This is a genomic window from Pseudomonas sp. NPDC089401, from assembly GCF_044749485.1.
Classification (GTDB): Bacteria; Pseudomonadota; Gammaproteobacteria; order Pseudomonadales; family Pseudomonadaceae; genus Aquipseudomonas.
On the sequence record NZ_JBIVIA010000004.1, the window covers coordinates 574,888 to 591,744 of the forward strand.

Consider the following 16,857-nt stretch of genomic DNA (forward strand, 5'->3'; position numbering starts at 1 on the left):
TCTGATGTCTGGCAGCGCCCCGCCTTCAGACCAGCGATAACATTTCAGGCCAGCCCGCTGCAGGCTGGCAGCCACATTACGCTGCCTTCACATGCACCGTGAAATCGACTTCCAAGCCCGCATTGGCCAACAGGTTCACCAGAGCATCCAGTGAAAATTTATCAATCTTGCCGTTGAGCAATTCGCTCAATCGCGGCTGCGTCACATGCAGTCGCCTTGCCGCTTCCTTCTGAGGAAGATCCCAGGCCCGCACGGCCTTGGTCAGTTCGCGCATCAGCTTGGAACGCAGGCGAAGGTTCTCAGCTTGTTCAGGCGAATCAACCAATGCATCCCAAACCGAAGTAGAGCGCTCGTTTGCCATTGTTAATCCTCTGTCTTCAACCCAGCGACTTGAACCGGGCTCTCGCCACGTCGATGTCGCGTTTTTCAGTCTTGTCGGTGGTCTTGCGAAACGCGTGCAGGACATAGATGGCTTCAGGACGGCTCACCACATACAACACGCGAAAAGCACCGTCTTTGCATCTGATGCGTATCTCCCGCACGCCCTGCCCCACCGCTTCCATCGGCTTCCAATCGGCAGGTTCCTCACCTGCCTGGATCAAATCCAGCTGATAACCGGCTCGCTGCCTGGCTACTGTTGGAAAGCCGCGTAAATCCTCCTTGCTGCTACCCACCCACTCAATGGGTTTCTCATCTTCCCGCATACCGCATGCCCCTTCGCCATGGATCCAGACGCTCGATGTGCTCGCAATGAATGACTCTCCCTTTCCTGGGCATTGAATCGCGCGGCGCTATCCGTCTGTCTCCCATGGCCAGTTGCAGATGGCAGGAAGAAACAGGCTCAAAATATATCGATATCGATATAAATTCAAGTGCGGGACGTTGCTGTCATGGCATCGTTTACCGCGTAGAGAATGCACTGAGAAAATGGATTGCGGGGGGATCAATGGCCTGGAAGAGTTACCCGAGAACAGTATTCCGGGAAGGTTTTTCAGCCAAGCCAGCTGCTTCCGACTGGTTGCGTAGGATAGATCGGTCGATGGCACGGGCTTCGCCCATTATCGAAGACAAGCCCGCTGCCCGTGCCCTACCTAGTCACTGCTTGGCGTTGCCCTTCCACCCCCCACCCAACGCCAGGAACACGCCAATCTGCCCCATCGCCACCTGGCTGTTCGCCGCAGCCAGTTGCGAGCGCATGTCGGTGTAGGTGCGGGTCGCCTGCAGGTCCGCCAGGAACGAGGCACGCCCCGCCTGGTAGTAGCGGTGCGTCTGGTCCGCGGCTTCCTTGGCCGACTGCTCCGCCTCGGCCAAGGCATCACGCCGGTCCAGCAAGGCGCTGTATTGAGCCAGGCGGGTCTGGGTCTCGCGAATGGCGTTCAGCACCACGCCGTCGAAGTGCGCCAGGGCGGCCTGGGTCGAGGCTTCGGCCATGCGGATGCGCGCGCGGGTGCCGTTGGTCGGGATGCTCCAGCTGATCTGCGGGCCGAAGCCCCAGCGGTTGGTGGTCGGATCGCCCATGTCCTTGAGGAAGCCGATGGTGCCGACCTGGGCGCCAAAACTGATGTCCGGGTACAGCGCACCGGTGGCCACGCCGATTTCGGCGGTGGCCGCCGCCAGCTGGCGTTCGGCCTGGCGCACGTCGGGGCGGCGCTTGAGCAAGGCGGCGCCATCACCGACCGGCACCAGCTGCTTCAGCTGCGGCAGCTCGGCGCAATCGGCGGTGCCGGCGGGCAGGTTATCCACAGGTTTGGCCAGCAGTGCCGCCAGGGTGTACAGGCCAACCTCGCGTTCGGCCTGGAAGCGCGGCAGTTCGGCACGCAACGACTTGAACTGGGTCTGCGAGCGGGTGACCTGGGTTTCATCACCGCGGCCGGCATCGCGCAGGCGCTGGTTGAGCTGCACGCTCTGCTGCTGCAGGTCGAGCGACTCGCGGGCGATATGGTATTCCTCGTTGGCCGAGCATACCTGGGTGTACGCCTTGACCACGTCGGCCACCAGGGTGATGCGCGCGGTGTCGGCGGCGGCTTGCACGGCGTCGGCATTGGCCTTGGCAGCCTCGGTGCCGCGTTTGAAGGTGCCCCACAGGTCGAACTGGTACGAGGCGCTGATGATCGCGTCGCCGACATTGGCCACCGGTACCTTCTCGGCCAGCAGGAAGGCCTGGCCGGACTCCTGCAGGCGCTGGGCGCCGGCCTTGATGCCGCCGTTGAAGCCACCCTGGGACTCGGCCACTTCGACCTGGGCACGGGCCTTGGCGATATTGGCCGCGGCCACGCGCAGCTCGGTGTTGGCACCCAGCGCCTGGCGCACCAGTTCGTTGAGGCGTCGATCCTGGTACAGCTGCCACCAGTCCTCGGGCACCGGCGCCGACACCACGCTGTCGGCGTCCTGGCGCAGCGGGCCGTTGAGGTCGCTGCGTTGCACCGCCGCGTCCTTGGGCACCTCGTAGTCGGGGCCGACCATCATGCAGGCCCCAAGCGACAGGCAGAACCCCGCCAGGATCAGCTGTTTCATGGGCGCTGGCCCTCAAGGATCGAAACCGTCGCGGTGCGCCCCGCGATCATGCGGAAGTCTTGCGGTACTTCGTCGAAGGCGATGCGCACCGGGATACGCTGGGCCAGGCGCACCCAGCTGAACGCCGGGTTGACGTTGGGCAGCAGGTTGGCGCCGCTGCTGCGGTCGCGGTCTTCGATACCGGCGGCAAAGCTCTGCACGTGGCCGCGCAGGCGGGTGTTGTCGCCCATCACGCGGATGTCCACGGCGTCGCCGAGGTGGATGCCACCGAGCTTGGTCTCTTCGAAGTAGCCGTCGACGTGGTACGACGCGCTGTCGACCACCGACAGCACCGGGCGACCGGCGGTGACGAATTCATGGTCGCGCGGGGCGCGGTCGTTGAGGTAGCCATCCACCGGGCTGCGCACCACGGAGCGGTCGAGGTTGAGCTGGGCGGCGTCGACCTGCACCTGGGCCTCGCTGACCGCCGAACGGGCACGGGCCTCGCGGGACTGGCTCTCTTCGAGCTGCTCGGCCGCCACCAGGTTGCCCAGCTTGCGGTTGCGCTGCGCCTCGCGAGACGCCTGGGCCAGGGTTTCCTGGCGCTCGCCGAGGGTCGCCTTGGCCTGGCGCAGGGCCAGGGTGAAGCGGTCCTGGTCGATGGTGAACAACACGTCACCGCGCTTGACGGTCTGGTTGTCGCGCACCTCGACCTTCTGGATCAGGCCGGACACGTCGGGGGCGACCTGGATCACGTCGGCGCGAATGTGGCCGTCGCGGGTCCAGGGGGCGAACATGTAGTACACCACCATCTGCCACACGAGCACGGCGGCGAAGGTCACTACCAGCAAGGTCAGGACCACACGGCCCAAGGTCAGCAAAGGTTTTTTCATGGCAGCATCAGGCTTCGGCAAAAGTGGTCGACCGCGCCCAGCAGCACGGCATACAGGGCAACGTTGAACAGCGCCCGGTGCCAGACCAGGCGGTAGAAATGCAGGCGCACCAGCACCGCGTGCACCCCCAGGAACAGCAGGTAGGTGCCAAACATCATCACCAGCAGCGTGGGCAGGAACACCCCGCTGATATCCAGTTCACCGATCACAGGGGCGCTCCGTCGAGCCCGGGGGGCAGTTGCGGTTGTTCGGCAGGCTCGAGCATCACCTCGACACCCGGCAGCAGGGCCAGGCGCAGGCCCGCCAGGGCATGCAGCAGGTGGGTGCGGGCGTCGCCGCGTTCGTAGAGTTCATCCAGGTTCAGCGCCAGGCGCGCACGCTCCATGTTGCGCAGCAGCGCCGCCGGGGCGTGCAGGCGCTCGCCGGCGCGCAGGCAGGCAGCGTAGTGCGCGCCGACTTCCTCGATCACCGTGCCCAGGCGCTCGCGGGCCTGCTGCCCGGCGCGTGGCAGGTAGGCCAGCAGGTCCAGCAGGTTGAGGCCCACGCGCAGGTCGCGCAGCGCCACGCCGCTGTCCTGGCCGGTCTGCGACAGGCGCGGCAGGTGCTGCATCAGGCGGTCGAGCATCTGCACGCCGACCTGGCGGTGTTCGGCGAGAGTGGCCGGCTCGGTCATCTCGACGATGTCGCGCCAGAGGAAGCGGGTCATGCGCTTGGCCGCCAGCTCGACGCCGAACGGGCGCATCACCAGGGTCCAGATGAAGGCGAACAGCAAACCCGCCGGGCCCGCCAGGTTGGAGTTGAGGAAGGCCAGGAAGTCGGCGTCGTAGGCGCCCTGGATGCTGATGAAGGTCGAGGTGTTGACGATGGTCAGCAAGGTGCCCAGGTAGAAGCGCGGCTGCACGGTCAGGGTGCCGACGCAGATGAACGGGATCGCGAAGGCCAGCACCAGCATCGGGAAATCGTGCAGGTTGGGCAGCACCAGGAACAGGTACAGGCTGGAGAAGATCACCGACATCAGGGTCCAGAAGAAGAACCGGTAGATCTGCGGCGCCGGGTCGTCCATCGCGGCGAAGAAGCTGCACGACACGGCGGCGAGGATCACCGCGCTGGCGCCGTCGTTCCAGCCCAGGCCGATCCACAGGCCGCAGGCGACGACGATCGCCAGCACGGTGGAGACCACCGAATAGAGCATCAGGCCACGGTCGAAGAAGGCCGTCAGGCGGCCCAGCCGCCAGTGACGGTACACCGCGCGCCAGGGCTTGGCGTCGTCGCTGCGCAGGGCATGCTGCAGCGCGCAGCAGTCCTGCCACAGGTCGGCCCATTCGGTCAGGCGATAGAGGGCGTTGGACAGCAACAGCTCGGCACGCTGGTCGAGGGCGGCGGCGCCAGGCTGGAGGCGGTCGATCTGCGCGTGCAGGTCGGCCCAGCGGGCCACCGAGGCGCTGTCGGCGGTGCCCTCGAGCCATTCGCGAGCAGCCGCCAGCAGCGGCTGGATCTGGGCGAACTGGGCCGGGGCGCGGCCTTCGAGGGCGACCAGGGCATCGTCGAGGGCGTCGATCACCGGCAACAGGTGGATCATCCTGCCGCGCAGTTCGCGGGCGTTCCTCAAGGTGTGCGGGCCGGCGCCTTCGTGGCCGAGCTGGCCGATCATCAGTTCCAGCGAGTTGAAGGTGGCGACCATCGCCCCGCGCATGCCGCCGACCTGCTCGGCGTTGACCTCGCGGGCCAGGTAGGTGTCGCTGTAGCGGATCGCTTCGTTGAACCAGCTGCCGGTGGCGCCGACCACAACCGGGGCCAGACGGCGTGGCCAGAAGATGGCGCCGACCACTGCCGCGCAGACGATCCCCAGGCAGATCTCCTGCGCCCGGGAGGACGCCACGTCGAACACCGCCGTCGGGTTGTCGACCACCGCCAGGGCGATCATCGGCAAGGTGTAGCCGGCCAGCATCAGCACGTAGTTGTTGGCGGTGCGCAGGTTCAGCGAGAGGAACAGCAAGGTGCCGGTCCACAGGGCGATGGCGATGCTCAGCAGCAGCGGCGACTGCACCAGTGGCGGCACCAGGAATATCGCCCCGGCTGCACCCAGCAGCGTGCCCACGGCGCGGTACAGGGCCTTGGAGCTGGTCGGGGCGACGAACGGGCTGGAGACGATGTACACCGTGGCCATCGCCCAGTACGGCCGCGGCAGTTGCAGCAGCAGGGCGATGTACAGGGCGATCATCGAGGCGCCGAAGGTACGCACGCCGTAGAACCAGTCGCGGGCCGGCGGCACCGAGCTGAAGAAGCCGTTCATGCCACCCCGCCCGCGCTGCCCAGGCCGGCGGCTTCGAAGGCGCGGAGCACGCGCACGGCCGCTTCCAGGTCGGCTTCGGCGAGGCCTTGCAGCACCTCATGGCGCACGCGCACCAGTTCCACCTCGATGGCTTCGGCCAGGCGGCGGCCCTCGGCGGTCAGGCTCAGGGCCTTGGCGCGACGGTCCAGGGGGTCTTCGCTGCGGCAGACCAGGCCGGCCTTGCACAGCTGGTCGAGCAGGCGCACCAGCGACGGGCTTTCCAGGCCGGCAGCCTGGGCCACGGCCACCTGGTGCACGCCATCGCCCAGGCGCACGATCATCAGCAGCGGCGCAGCGCAGGCCTCGGAAATACCGTAGCTGGTCAGGGCGTTGTGGCAGATGCGCCGCCAATGGCGAGCCGCAACCACCATGCCGCTGCTGACTTGCAGGCGCAGGGAATCAATGGACATGAGGGGAACCAGGGATATTCATAGTTTGCTAACTATCAATATACGCCTGTGCCTCCCCCTGTCGTCAACCGGGGGCGACCGGGGGCTTTCATGAAATTTTTTTTTCCTGTGCCCGCGAAAAACCCAGCACAGCCTTCAAGGCTGGACCTGATCTTCCAGTTTCATGGCCAGTGCCAGGGTACTGCCCATCTGCACGGCCCGGTCACGCCAGTCCAGATAACGCGCACCATCGCGACGGCTGAAATGCACCGCCAGTTCCTCGGCGGCCTGCATCACCCCGGTGGCCGCCGCCAGCTCCAGCCAGTACAGGCCCGCCTTGATATCCGCCTCGACACACACCCCATGCAACAGCCGGTAACCCACCTCGAAGCGGCAGCGCGCTTCGCCCCGCTCGGCGCCACGCACGAACCATTCGTTGGCCTTGACCAGGTCCACCTGCCAGCCCAGTTCGGCATCGCACACTTCTTCCTCGTACAGGTCACCCAGGGCCGCCGCAGCATGCAGCATGCCGCGCTCGAACGCCTGCCGGTAGCACTCCGCCGCCTGCGCATAGGAGGTCTCGACGCCCTTGCCGAAGTAGTGCTGCTGGCCAAGATTGAACCAGGCCGAAGCACTACCTTGCAGCGCCGCCATGCGCAGCAGGTGACCAGCCAGCATGGTGTCGGCGCGCCAGTACTTGCCGTTGAGCCAGATCCAGCCCAGATCGTTGAGGGCCGCCACGTTGCCTGCCAGGGCCTGCTGGCGCAGGTCGGCATACACCGTTTGCAGGTCGGCCGCCTCGTCCAGGCGGCTGACCAGCAGCGCGCGCTGGCTGGGCAGGCCGACCCCGGCGAACAGGCGCTGGCGCCTGCCGGCAGGTGTCGGTGGGCAAATCACCTGCTCGGGCAGAAGGTGGGCGAGCAGCGAATGGATATTGCTGACAGCAGACATGTTCATCCTCATTGAACGACCCACAGGCCCGACCGCGGCTGTGATGAGGCGTGATTCTGCGCGACGTCACGTCAAAACCTGTCGCGAACGATTCGCGTCATGGCAACCAAATGCGGATTCCTTGATCTGAACGGGCCATGGCTAATTGCCATGACTCGATCCAGCCGCCATCCTGTTGCGGCAAGCCTAGACAAGGACGTTACCTTTTGCCGTTCGCCACCACCCGCGCCACCCTCAGCCGTCAATGGGCGCTGCTGCGCCAACTGCCCAGCCGCTCCCCCGGGGTCACCAGTGCCGAACTGGTGTGGCAGTTGCGTGACGTGGGTTTCAACGTGAGCAAACGCACGGTGGAGCGCGACCTCAACGAGTTGTCGTTGATCTTTGCGCTGGAGCGTAACGACAAGAGCATTCCGTTTGGCTGGCACTGGTCGGCCAATGCCCTGGGCGAGTTGCGCGGGCATTTCGACCTGCAGGGGTATTTGCGCGGTGAATCGCTGCAGCCGATGCAGGGTGACGGAGTGGAGGTGCAGGCGTGGGTCAGCGATCAGCTGGCGCGACAGCTGCGCGAGGCGCCGCTGAGCGCGGACATGCAGCTGACGGCGCTGGAGCAAGGGCACCGGTTGCGGGCGACGGTGGAGGATGGCTGGGCGCTGCGATTATGGGTACTGGGCCAGGGGGATGGGGTGGTGGTCGAGCAGCCGTTCGGGTTGCGTGACGAAATTGCCAGGACCTTGAGCAATGCGGCCGCGCAGTACCAGCTGTAGTCGCCTGTGCCGGCCTCTTCGCGGGTAAACCCGCTCCCACAGGTATTTCACAGGCCTTGAGGGTTGCGCAGTACCTGTGGGAGCGGGTTCACCCGCGAAAGGGCCGGCACAGGAGAACTACCGCTGCATGCCCCAGCGCCGCACGGTCAACCGCTCCAGGGTATTGAACACCAGCCCCTCGACCAGCAAGCCGATCAGGATCACCACTGCCAACCCTGCGAACACCTTGTCGGTGTACAGCTCGTTGCGGTTCTGGAAGATGTACCAGCCCAACCCGCCCTTGCCGCTGCTGGCACCGAACACCAGCTCGGCAGCGATCAGCGTGCGCCAGGCGAACGCCCAGCCGATCTTCAGCCCCGACAGGATCGAAGGCAGCGCCGCCGGCACCAGGATGTGCAGCACCAGCCGCAGCCCTTTCAGGCCATAGTTGCGCCCGGCCATGCGCAGGGTTTCCGACACGCCGAGGAATCCCGCATAGGTATTCAGCGCCAATGCCCACAGCACCGAATGCACCAGGACGAAGATCAGGCTGTTGTCGCCCAGCCCGAACCACAGCAACGCCAGTGGCAGCAGGGCGATCGCCGGCAGCGGGTTGAACATCGAGGTCAATGTGCCCAGCAGGTCGCGCCCCAACTGGGTGGAAACCGCCAGGCTGGTCAGGCCGAAGGCCAAGACGATGCCCAACAGGTAACCCTTGAGCAGGATCACCAGCGACACACCGACCTTGGCCGGCAGCTCTCCGGTGATCAGCCCATCCCACAGCGCCGCCGCAGTCTGCAGGAAGGTCGGCAGCAGCAGGTCGTTGCCCTGGTAGCGGGCGATGGCTTCCCACAAGGCGGCGATCACCACCAGGATCACCGTCTTGCGCAGCCAGCCGTGCTGCCACAGGCGCTGGGCCAGGGGCAGGTTGCGTTCGAGAGGCACACTGAGCAGCGGCTCCAGCTGCACCTCGTATTCCTGGCGTACAGGTGTAGGGGTCATGGCTGTAGCTCCTGTCAGTAGGCGATGCGGATATCGTTGAAGCCCAGGTCGCCAGCCGGCTCCGGCGCTTGCGCCTCGTCGAACAGCAGCCGGTGGATGCGCCGGGCGCTGGCCTGGAAGTCGGCGGCGCCGAGGCTGCCAAGGTCGTACTGGTGGCTGTGCACCTCCGCCCTCACCCTTCCCGGGTGCGGCGACAGCAGCAGGATGCGGTTGCCGACCACCAGCGCCTCCTCGATGGAGTGGGTGACGAACAGCAAGGTGAAGCGCACCTCTTCCCACAGCAGCAGCAGTTCTTCCTGCATCTTGCGCCGGGTCAGCGCGTCGAGCGCGGCGAACGGCTCGTCCATCAGCAGGATCTTCGGCTGCGTGGCCAGGGCCCGGGCGATCGCCACCCGCGCCTTCATGCCACCCGAGAGGGTGTGCGGGTAGGCATCGGCAAAGGCGGCCAGGCCGACCTTGTCGAGGTAATGCAGGGCCCGCTCCTCGGCCTCGGCACGCTTGAGCTGGCCCGACACCACCAGCGGAAACATGACGTTCTCTTTCACCGTCTTCCATGGCGGCAGCTGGTCGAACTCCTGGAACACCACGATGCGGTCAGGGCCGGGGCCTTTGACCGCCTGGCCCTGCAGCAGGATCTGCCCCTCCTGGGGGGTGATGAAGCCGGCCACGGCCTTGAGCAAGGTGGACTTGCCGCAGCCCGACGGGCCCAGCAAGACGAAACGGTCGGCGTGGTCGACTTCGAAGCTGACCTGGTGGGTGGCCCGCACCACGCGCTCGGCGGTGCGGTATTCGAGGCTCAGGTTGTCGACCTGGAGCAAGGGCGGTGTCGCGACACGGCTCAGGTTGCTGGCCGTGTGGCCTGGCAAAGGGGCGGTCATGGTCGGTCAGCTCCCCTGCAGCGGGCGTTGGTCCTGGAAGAAGTAGTCCTTCCACGATTCCGGCTTGTGCTTGATGGCGCCCACCCGGTAGAGGAAGTCGGCGAGCTTGTAGGTGTTCTTCGGCGTGACGGTGAACTCGTACTGCGGGTTGTCGATCAGCTTGATCAGCGCGTCACGATCGATCTTGGCCTTGGTCACACGTATGTAGGTGTCGGCCGCCGCTGCCTTGTCCTTCTGGGCGAAGTCCGCCGCTTCGGCCAGGGCATCGACGAAGGCCTTGTAGGTCTTGGGGTTGTCGTTGCGGAATTTCTCGGTGGCGAACAGCAGCGTCGGCGAGTTGGGGCCGAGCAGGTCGTAGCTGTTGAGCACCACGTGCACGTCCTTGTTGGCCAGCGCCTGGTCCTGGAACGGCGGGTTGGAGAAGTGCCCGTTGAGTTCGGTGCCGCCGGCCAGCAAGGCTGCGGTGGCGTCCGGGTGCGGCACGGCCAGGGTGTACTTGTCGAGGCGGTTGTATTCCTTGTCGCCCCACTGCTGGGCGGCGGCGTACTGCAGGAAGCGCGACTGCACGGAAACGCCAACGGCCGGCACCGCGATGCGGTCCTTGTCGGAAATGTCGGCGATGGTCTTCACGTTCGGGTTGCTGCTGACCAGGTAGTACGGGAAGTTGCCCAGCGAGGCCACGGCCTTGACGTTCTGCCGGCCCTTTGTGCGGTCCCACACGGTGAGCAGCGGGCCGACGCCGGCGCCGGCGATGTCCACCGAGCCGGACAGCAGCGCGTCGTTGATCGCCGCGCCGCCGGACAGCTGGGCCCAGTCGACTTCGATGTCGAGGCCTTCGGCCTTGCCGTGCTTCTCGATCAGGTGCTGGTCGCGCACCACGTTGAGCAGCAGGTAGACGATGCCGAACTGCTCGGCGATGCGGATCTTGCCTTCGGCGTGGGCCACGTTGGGCATCGCGAGGCTGCCGACTACCAGGCTGGCGCCCAGGCCGATGCTTGCCGCCAGGCGGCTGATGGAGTTGCGCATGATGAATTCCTCAGTCGTCAGAACGGGGCATCGCCCTGGATGGTGGTTCGGAACAGCTTGCGCCGCAGGTGCGCGGGGCAGCCGGCGGCCAGGTGGATCAGCGAGCGGTTGTCCCAGAACACCATGTCGTGGGGCTGCCACTGGTGGCGGTAGATGTTCTGTTCGAGCACGCTCAAGGCGTACAGCTGCTGCAGCACGTCGCGGCTTTCGTCTTCGGGCAGGCCGACGATGCGGGTGGTGAAGCCCTCGCTGACGAACAGCGCCTTGCGGCCGTTTTCCGGGTGGGTACGCACCACCGGGTGGATGACTTCCTTGACCTGGGCAAGCTGTTCGGCGGTGAGGGTGGGGCGCCAGTTGCCTTCGAACTTGGTCTCGGCGTAACGGGCGGTGTAGGAATGCGCTGCGCTGCGGTGTTCGACCACCTGGCGCAGGGCCTCGGGCACGGCGTCCCAGGCTTTGTGCATGTCGGCGAACAAGGTGTCGCCGCCTTCGCTGGGCAGCTCCTGGGCGTGCAGCATTGAGCCGAGGCTGGGGAGTTCCTTGTACGACAGGTCCGAATGCCAGAACTTGCCGGCATCGCCGAGGCCGACGTTCTGGCCGTTCTCGACGATGTTGGAGACGATCAGGATTTCGGGGTGGCCGGCCAGCAGGAATTGCTTGAGCACGTGGATCTGCAGTTCGCCGAAGCGGCGGCTGAAGTCGATCTGCTGCTGCGGGCTGATGCGCTGGTCGCGGAACACCAGCACATGGTGGTCGAGGTGGGCGCGATGGATACGGCTGAAATCCGTGGCGTTGACCGGTTTGGCCAGGTCGAGGCCGATGATCTCGGCGCCGACGGCACCGGAGAACGGGCGGATTTCGAAGGATTGCGGCTGGGCGCTGTCGATGGACGACAAGGCGTTCGAGGCGGCTGGCATGTGTCACTCCCACGCAGTGCGCGACTTCAATGGCGCGCAACGATCAGAAACGCACGGGGATTTCCCGTGTGGGTTCGAGTCGTGCGGCGCATCGATTGGTCGACGGGTACGCAGTGGTGTGACTATAAAGGCATAAGAGTAATAATTTAAATACCTTTAATGCATATCGATATGAGCGTCAGGCGCTCAGAGCAGACCGTGCTCCGCGTCTTCTTCGATCAGGTTGCTCAAGCCCCCCAGCGCCTTGCGCGCGGACGAACGATTGAGCAGTTTGGCCTGGGCGCCGGCCGGCAGGTCGGTGATGCTGAGCACACCCTTGGTGGTGAGCACGTCGATCAGGTCTTCCAGCACGCGGATCATGTCCAGGTCGCTTTGTTTAAGCTGGCGCAGGCTGTTTTCCACTACATCGTCGGAATACCAAACCTTGACCTCGGGATGGTCGGCGGTGAGGACTTCCGTATGCTCGGCGAAGGGGCTGGGCTCGACACGCAACAAGCGACCCTCGTGGTCACGTTGTACGTAGATCAGGGCGTTCTCCAGGCTCACGGTGGGCTCCTTATCAGGTGGTTGCGCAAGGGTGGGGCAGGCGAGTATGCGCCGCCCGCCAGTTGCAGGGAAGCGTCAGCAGATAAGGCCGAAAGGCATCGACAGCGGCAGTCGCCTGCCGCTGTCGATGCCAGCATCAGCTGTTGTGGTTGTCGATCTTGATCAGCGGGTCGGCGCCACCGATCAGCGAGCTGATCTGGGCGTTCGACCAGTTCACGCCCTGCATGGTGATGGTGGTGTCAACGTGGTTGGCACCATCGGTCACGTTCAGCTCACCTTTGCTGCTGACCTGCAGAACGGTCTCGCCATTGACGGTGGAGATCTTCAGGTAATCGGTGATGTTGCTGCCCTTCTCGCCCTGCAGCAGGTCGCTGAGGTCGAGGCGATCGCCTTCGGACGCCTTGAAGTCGGTGACCACATCGTTGCCGGTATGCCCCGCCTTCCAGATGAACAGGTCGGCGCCGCTGCCACCGGTGAGGGTGTCGTTGCCTTTGCCGCCCGTGATGGTGTCGTTGCCGGCACCGCCGAAGATGATGTCGTCGCCATCGGTGCCGAGCAGGGTGTCGTTGCCGCTGGTCCAGGCTGGGGTGTTCGACGCCGTGGCGCCTGGGCCGGACGCGGTCAGCGTGACGTACAGGTGTGCGGTGTCGGTGTCGCCGTCCGGCTGGGTCAGCTTGTACTCGAACGAATCCACATGGCCGGCGTTGTCCTTGGCGGTCGGTTGGTAGCTGTACGAGCCGTCCTTGTTGATGGTCAGGTCGCCATACAGGCCGGTGACCTTCATGCCCGCCGTGACATCCACCCAGCTGCCGTTGACCTTGATCGACAAGGTCGAGGTTTCGCCGTTGGCGCCCCAGGTGTCGTTGGTTGCGACCGAGCCGGTGACCGGATCAGCAGTCCAAACAGTTGTGGACGAAGCAGGTACGCTGACTTTGAAATCGTCGAAAGTGACCGAGGCATTGGTGTAGTTGTAATAACTGTCGTCATGAACGTTCAGCAAGATACGGTACTGAGTTGCTGCTTCCAGGGGATTCGTCGTGATCGTCGACGACCCAGCAGTAATCGAGCCACTCTGAACCGCTGTCCAGTTCTGGCCGTCAAGGCTTTTAAACAGTGTCCAACTCGCCGTGTCATTCGCGGTTTCATACCAAGTGCTATACGACGACAGCGAAGCACTCGCTGTAAATGACAACTTCTCACCCGCGGCAACTCCGGTCGTGTAAACCGGGGTCAAGGCTTGAGCATCACCGTTGCTGGAACCATTGCTGTCAGTCAGCACCAGGTTACTGCCACTGGTGCTGCGTTTCGCATCCTGCCCATTGCTGTTGCTCAGGGTAGTGGACTGCCAGCTGGTCAGGTTGAGCTTCAAGATATCATTGCTGCCCAGATTCGACGTACCTTGGCTCACCGAGCTGAACTTCCACGCGGTGCTTTCATTATTCGTGAAGGTTGCCAAGGTTGAGTTGGATGCGCTGGTGTTGACCGTTTTCGAGACCAGGTTGGCTGTGATGTCATCGTTGGCCGCAACAGCATCGCTGCGGTCTTTCACGGTCAGCGTCAGGGTCGAGGAAGCCGTCGAACCGTTGGCATCACGGACGGTGAATTTCAGCTCGGCCGACAGGTCATTGGCAACGTCCTGGTTGTCCTTGCCCGAGAACGTGTAGCTACCGTCACCTTTGATGATTACCTTGCCGACGTTGCCCAGGTCGATGGTCTTGCTGTCGGTGGCGCTGGTGAACGTGTAGGTCACGCCGCCGTACTGCACGGAAGCCAATTTCCAGCCGTTGGCTGCCCAGCCGGCGGTGCCACCGGTGGCGTTTCCTGTGATATCGCCGGAAACCGCACTGCCGCCGATGCTGCTGACCAGTGCCTGAGTCAGGCTGGACAGGGTGGTATCCACCACCATCACGTGGTCGTCCGCGGCCCCGGTCGAGTAGGTTTTTTCAGTTTCACCCGGCTTCCAACCTATAGGCTCAAGCGCGGTCTTGTTGGAGTTGCTCAGGCCACCGAAGCCCACTGCGAAGGAGTCAGCGAACCCTTTCTGGTTCAGGAAGTTGATCCAGTTGGTTTCATCTACGCTGCCTCGGTTAGGGGCACCATCAGACATGAAGATGGACACCAGCTTGCTACCACCCGCAGGCGGCTCGCTGTACTTGTTCATCACCGTGCTTAGCGCACTGGCGTAGTTAGTGTTGCCGTCGGCCTGCAGTTTGTTGATTGCAGCCAGGGCATCGTCGAGGTTGGTGAACCAGCCACCGTCCTTGCCCGAGCTCACGACAGCCGAGTTGGTGGAGAAGTTGACGATGAATACCGAATGCACGGTGCCGGACTCGAACAGGTTCTTCACCGCATCCTTGAGCATTTCCAGGCGCGACTTGTAAGGGCCGCTACCATCCGGGTCGCTGCCGCTCTGGCCGTTGCCCGCCGGGCCCATGCTGCCCGAGGTGTCGAGAATCAGCACCACGTCAGCGCCACCGGAGGTACCGCTTTCCACGATCGAGTTCGAGGAGTTGCCGATGATCTGCGGCCCCTTGTCGTTGTCGAAGATGGTCCCGGTGGCCGAATTCTGGCTACCTACGGCCAGGTTCTCGTAGAAGTTGTTGTTATCGACCACCTGCTTGATGGTGGCCGTCAGGGTCTCGTCGCTCTCGATCTTGGTGTCGTCGTAGGTCTTCACGTTGAACGAGTAGCTGCTGCTGCCACCGTTGATGGTCACGCTGGTTGGCAGCGTGCCTTCGACGTCGGTGCTGTCGGCCGTGCCGCTCCACTCCAGCTTGACGGTCACCGACTTGCCGGTTGGCACGGTGATGGCGTTGCCCGCAGCATCGACCAGATCGACCTTGTATGTGAACGTGCCGCCTTCGGTGACCGAGCCGTTGACGATGCTGATCTTGGCGTAGACGGTGTCGATGGTGTCGGCGATGTTCGCGGTCGCGGTGGCACCGGTGTAGTCGATGTTCTCGTAATTGCCGCCAGTGACGTTGGTTACGTTGGCGGTGAGAGTGCTCGGGTCCTTGAACACGTCTTCGGTGTTCGGGTTGGGGACGGACAATGTACCCTCGCCCGCGGCATTGACCGTTACCTTGTAGAGCGTGCCGGCGACATTCACTGTGAGAATGGTCGCACCGCTACCACTCTGAGGTGGGTTGCTCAGCTTGAAGTGGAAGTTGACCGAGCTGTCGGCTTCGGTGGCCGCATCAGCGGTAACCTTGATGCTGGTGCTATCAATGGTGTCGTTGATGATAGCCGTCGCTTTCGCGCCGTTGACGTCACCCTTCTCGAAATTGCCGCCGTTGATCGATACCACCGTGGCCGTCAAGGTGCTGAAGTCTTTGTAGACATCCTCACCGTTGGTGTTCACCACGTTCAGCGTGCCATAGCCCTCGTTGTCGAGTGTGACCGTATAGGTCCGGCCTTCGACATCGACCGTCAACGAGGCGGGATAGCCCGTTTGCGGGTTGTGGCTCAATTGGAACTCGAAGTTGACGTATTGATCGCCTTCGTAAGCGTTGTGAGCGGTAACAGCAACGGTGACCGGCGTTTCGGTATCGGCGATCTCGGCAGTGCCCTTGGCGCCCGTCTCGATCTTCTCGAAGTTGCCGCCAGTACCAGAGATGACTTCAGCGACCAGGCTGCTGGCGTCGTTGTAAACGTCTTCGCCGTTCGGGTTATTGACCTGCAGCGAGCCTTTGCCGTCCGCGTCGATGTTGACGGTGTAATCGTGGCCAGCCACGCGCACGACCAGTTGTACCGGATCGCTGCCGGCTTCTGGTTTGTGGCTCAACTCGAAGTTGAAGGTAACCTTCGCATCCGCTTCGGTGGCCGCGACGCCGGTTACGGTGACAGTGACCGGGGTTTCGGTGTCGGCGATCTCGGCAGTGCCCTTGGCACCAGTTTCGATCTTCTCGAAGTTGCCGCCAGTACCAGAGATGACTTCAGCGACCAGGCTGCTGGCATCGTTGTAGACGTCTTCACCATTCGGGTTGTCGACTTGCAGCGAGCCTTTGCCGTCTGCATCGATGTTGACGGTGTATTCCTGGCCGGCGACGCGCACGACCAGTTGTACTGGGTCGCTGCCCGCTTCTGGTTTGTGGCTCAGTTCGAAGTTGAAGGTGACTTTCGCATCGGCTTCGGTGGCCGCGACGCCGGTCACAGTAACGGTGACCGGGGTTTCGGTATCGGCGATCTCGGCAGTGCCCTTGGCACCGGTTTCGATCTTCTCGAAGTTACCGCCGGTGCCGGAGATGACTTCAGCGACCAAGCTGCTGGCGTCGTTGTAGACGTCTTCGCCGTTCGGGTTGTCGACTTGCAGCGAGCCTTTGCCGTCTGCATCGATGTTGACGGTGTATTCCTGACCGGCAACACGCACGACAAGTTGCACTGGATCGCTACCGGCTTCTGGTTTGTGGCTCAGCTCGAAGTTGAAGGTGACTTTCGCATCGGCCTCAGTGGCGGCAACGCCAGTGACCGTCACGGTGACCGGAGTTTCGGTATCGGCGATCTCGGCAGTGCCCTTGGCACCGGTTTCGATCTTCTCGAAGTTACCGCCGGTGCCGCTCACTACTTCAGCAACCAGGCTGCTGGCATCGTTGTAGACGTCTTCGCCGTTCGGGTTGTCGACTTGCAGCGAGCCTTTGCCGTCAGCGTCGATGTTGACGGTGTATTCCTGACCGGCAACACGCACGAC

At 63.8% G+C, this 16,857-nt stretch carries 15 protein-coding genes; 1 reads left to right on the forward strand and 14 read right to left on the reverse strand.

What is annotated here, in order from left to right:
* Nucleotides 1-76 precede the first annotated feature (76 nt).
* The 8 genes from ACIP21_RS13020 to ACIP21_RS13055 form a co-directional block, all read right to left on the reverse strand.
* On the reverse strand, nucleotides 77-361 hold the full coding sequence (locus tag ACIP21_RS13020; protein WP_400687938.1) for a helix-turn-helix domain-containing protein: 285 nt from the start codon (nucleotides 359-361) through the stop codon (nucleotides 77-79).
* A 16-nt stretch (nucleotides 362-377) separates the two neighbouring features.
* Entirely contained in the window at nucleotides 378-704 is a 327-nt protein-coding gene (locus ACIP21_RS13025) for a type II toxin-antitoxin system RelE/ParE family toxin (RefSeq protein WP_400687940.1), read from the reverse strand.
* 391 nt (nucleotides 705-1,095) lie between these two features.
* On the reverse strand, nucleotides 1,096-2,514 hold the full coding sequence (locus tag ACIP21_RS13030) for an efflux transporter outer membrane subunit (RefSeq protein WP_400687942.1): 1,419 nt from the start codon (nucleotides 2,512-2,514) through the stop codon (nucleotides 1,096-1,098).
* Nucleotides 2,511-3,386, reverse strand: coding sequence for an efflux RND transporter periplasmic adaptor subunit (locus ACIP21_RS13035; protein WP_400687944.1), 876 nt, complete (start codon nucleotides 3,384-3,386; stop codon nucleotides 2,511-2,513). The genes ACIP21_RS13030 and ACIP21_RS13035 overlap by 4 nt, the downstream gene beginning before the upstream one ends.
* Complete coding sequence (locus tag ACIP21_RS13040; RefSeq protein WP_016392395.1) at nucleotides 3,383-3,595, reverse strand: DUF1656 domain-containing protein; 213 nt, start codon at nucleotides 3,593-3,595, stop codon at nucleotides 3,383-3,385. The genes ACIP21_RS13035 and ACIP21_RS13040 overlap by 4 nt, the downstream gene beginning before the upstream one ends.
* The gene (locus ACIP21_RS13045; protein WP_400687946.1) at nucleotides 3,592-5,679 is read right to left on the reverse strand and encodes an FUSC family protein; all 2,088 of its coding nucleotides are present in this window, start codon (nucleotides 5,677-5,679) and stop codon (nucleotides 3,592-3,594) included. The genes ACIP21_RS13040 and ACIP21_RS13045 overlap by 4 nt, the downstream gene beginning before the upstream one ends.
* On the reverse strand, nucleotides 5,676-6,128 hold the full coding sequence (locus ACIP21_RS13050; RefSeq protein WP_400687948.1) for a MarR family winged helix-turn-helix transcriptional regulator: 453 nt from the start codon (nucleotides 6,126-6,128) through the stop codon (nucleotides 5,676-5,678). The genes ACIP21_RS13045 and ACIP21_RS13050 overlap by 4 nt, the downstream gene beginning before the upstream one ends.
* A gap of 135 nt (nucleotides 6,129-6,263) precedes the next feature.
* Nucleotides 6,264-7,058: a tetratricopeptide repeat protein gene (locus tag ACIP21_RS13055; RefSeq protein ID WP_400687950.1), complete on the reverse strand. Its 795-nt coding sequence runs from the start codon at nucleotides 7,056-7,058 to the stop codon at nucleotides 6,264-6,266.
* A 206-nt stretch (nucleotides 7,059-7,264) separates the two neighbouring features.
* Between ACIP21_RS13055 and ACIP21_RS13060 the strand changes: the two genes are divergently transcribed.
* A complete protein-coding gene (locus ACIP21_RS13060; RefSeq protein ID WP_400687952.1) occupies nucleotides 7,265-7,822 on the forward strand; it encodes a WYL domain-containing protein in 558 nt (185 codons plus the stop codon).
* 117 nt (nucleotides 7,823-7,939) lie between these two features.
* On the opposite strand, the gene ACIP21_RS13065 is transcribed toward ACIP21_RS13060, so the two are convergent.
* The 6 genes from ACIP21_RS13065 to ACIP21_RS13090 form a co-directional block, all read right to left on the reverse strand.
* Nucleotides 7,940-8,803: an ABC transporter permease gene (locus tag ACIP21_RS13065; protein WP_400687954.1), complete on the reverse strand. Its 864-nt coding sequence runs from the start codon at nucleotides 8,801-8,803 to the stop codon at nucleotides 7,940-7,942.
* Between the two features lie 14 nt (nucleotides 8,804-8,817).
* A complete protein-coding gene (locus ACIP21_RS13070; RefSeq protein WP_400687956.1) occupies nucleotides 8,818-9,681 on the reverse strand; it encodes an ABC transporter ATP-binding protein in 864 nt (287 codons plus the stop codon).
* Between the two features lie 6 nt (nucleotides 9,682-9,687).
* Nucleotides 9,688-10,707 (reverse strand): ABC transporter substrate-binding protein, encoded by a 1,020-nt coding sequence (locus ACIP21_RS13075; RefSeq protein ID WP_400687958.1) that lies wholly within the window; start codon nucleotides 10,705-10,707, stop codon nucleotides 9,688-9,690.
* Between the two features lie 17 nt (nucleotides 10,708-10,724).
* Nucleotides 10,725-11,624: a TauD/TfdA dioxygenase family protein gene (locus ACIP21_RS13080; protein WP_400687960.1), complete on the reverse strand. Its 900-nt coding sequence runs from the start codon at nucleotides 11,622-11,624 to the stop codon at nucleotides 10,725-10,727.
* 186 nt (nucleotides 11,625-11,810) lie between these two features.
* Nucleotides 11,811-12,152, reverse strand: coding sequence for a tryptophan synthase subunit beta (locus tag ACIP21_RS13085; protein WP_400688002.1), 342 nt, complete (start codon nucleotides 12,150-12,152; stop codon nucleotides 11,811-11,813).
* A 154-nt stretch (nucleotides 12,153-12,306) separates the two neighbouring features.
* On the reverse strand, nucleotides 12,307-16,857 hold a 4,551-nt coding region (locus ACIP21_RS13090), incomplete at its 5' end, for an immunoglobulin-like domain-containing protein (RefSeq protein ID WP_400687962.1).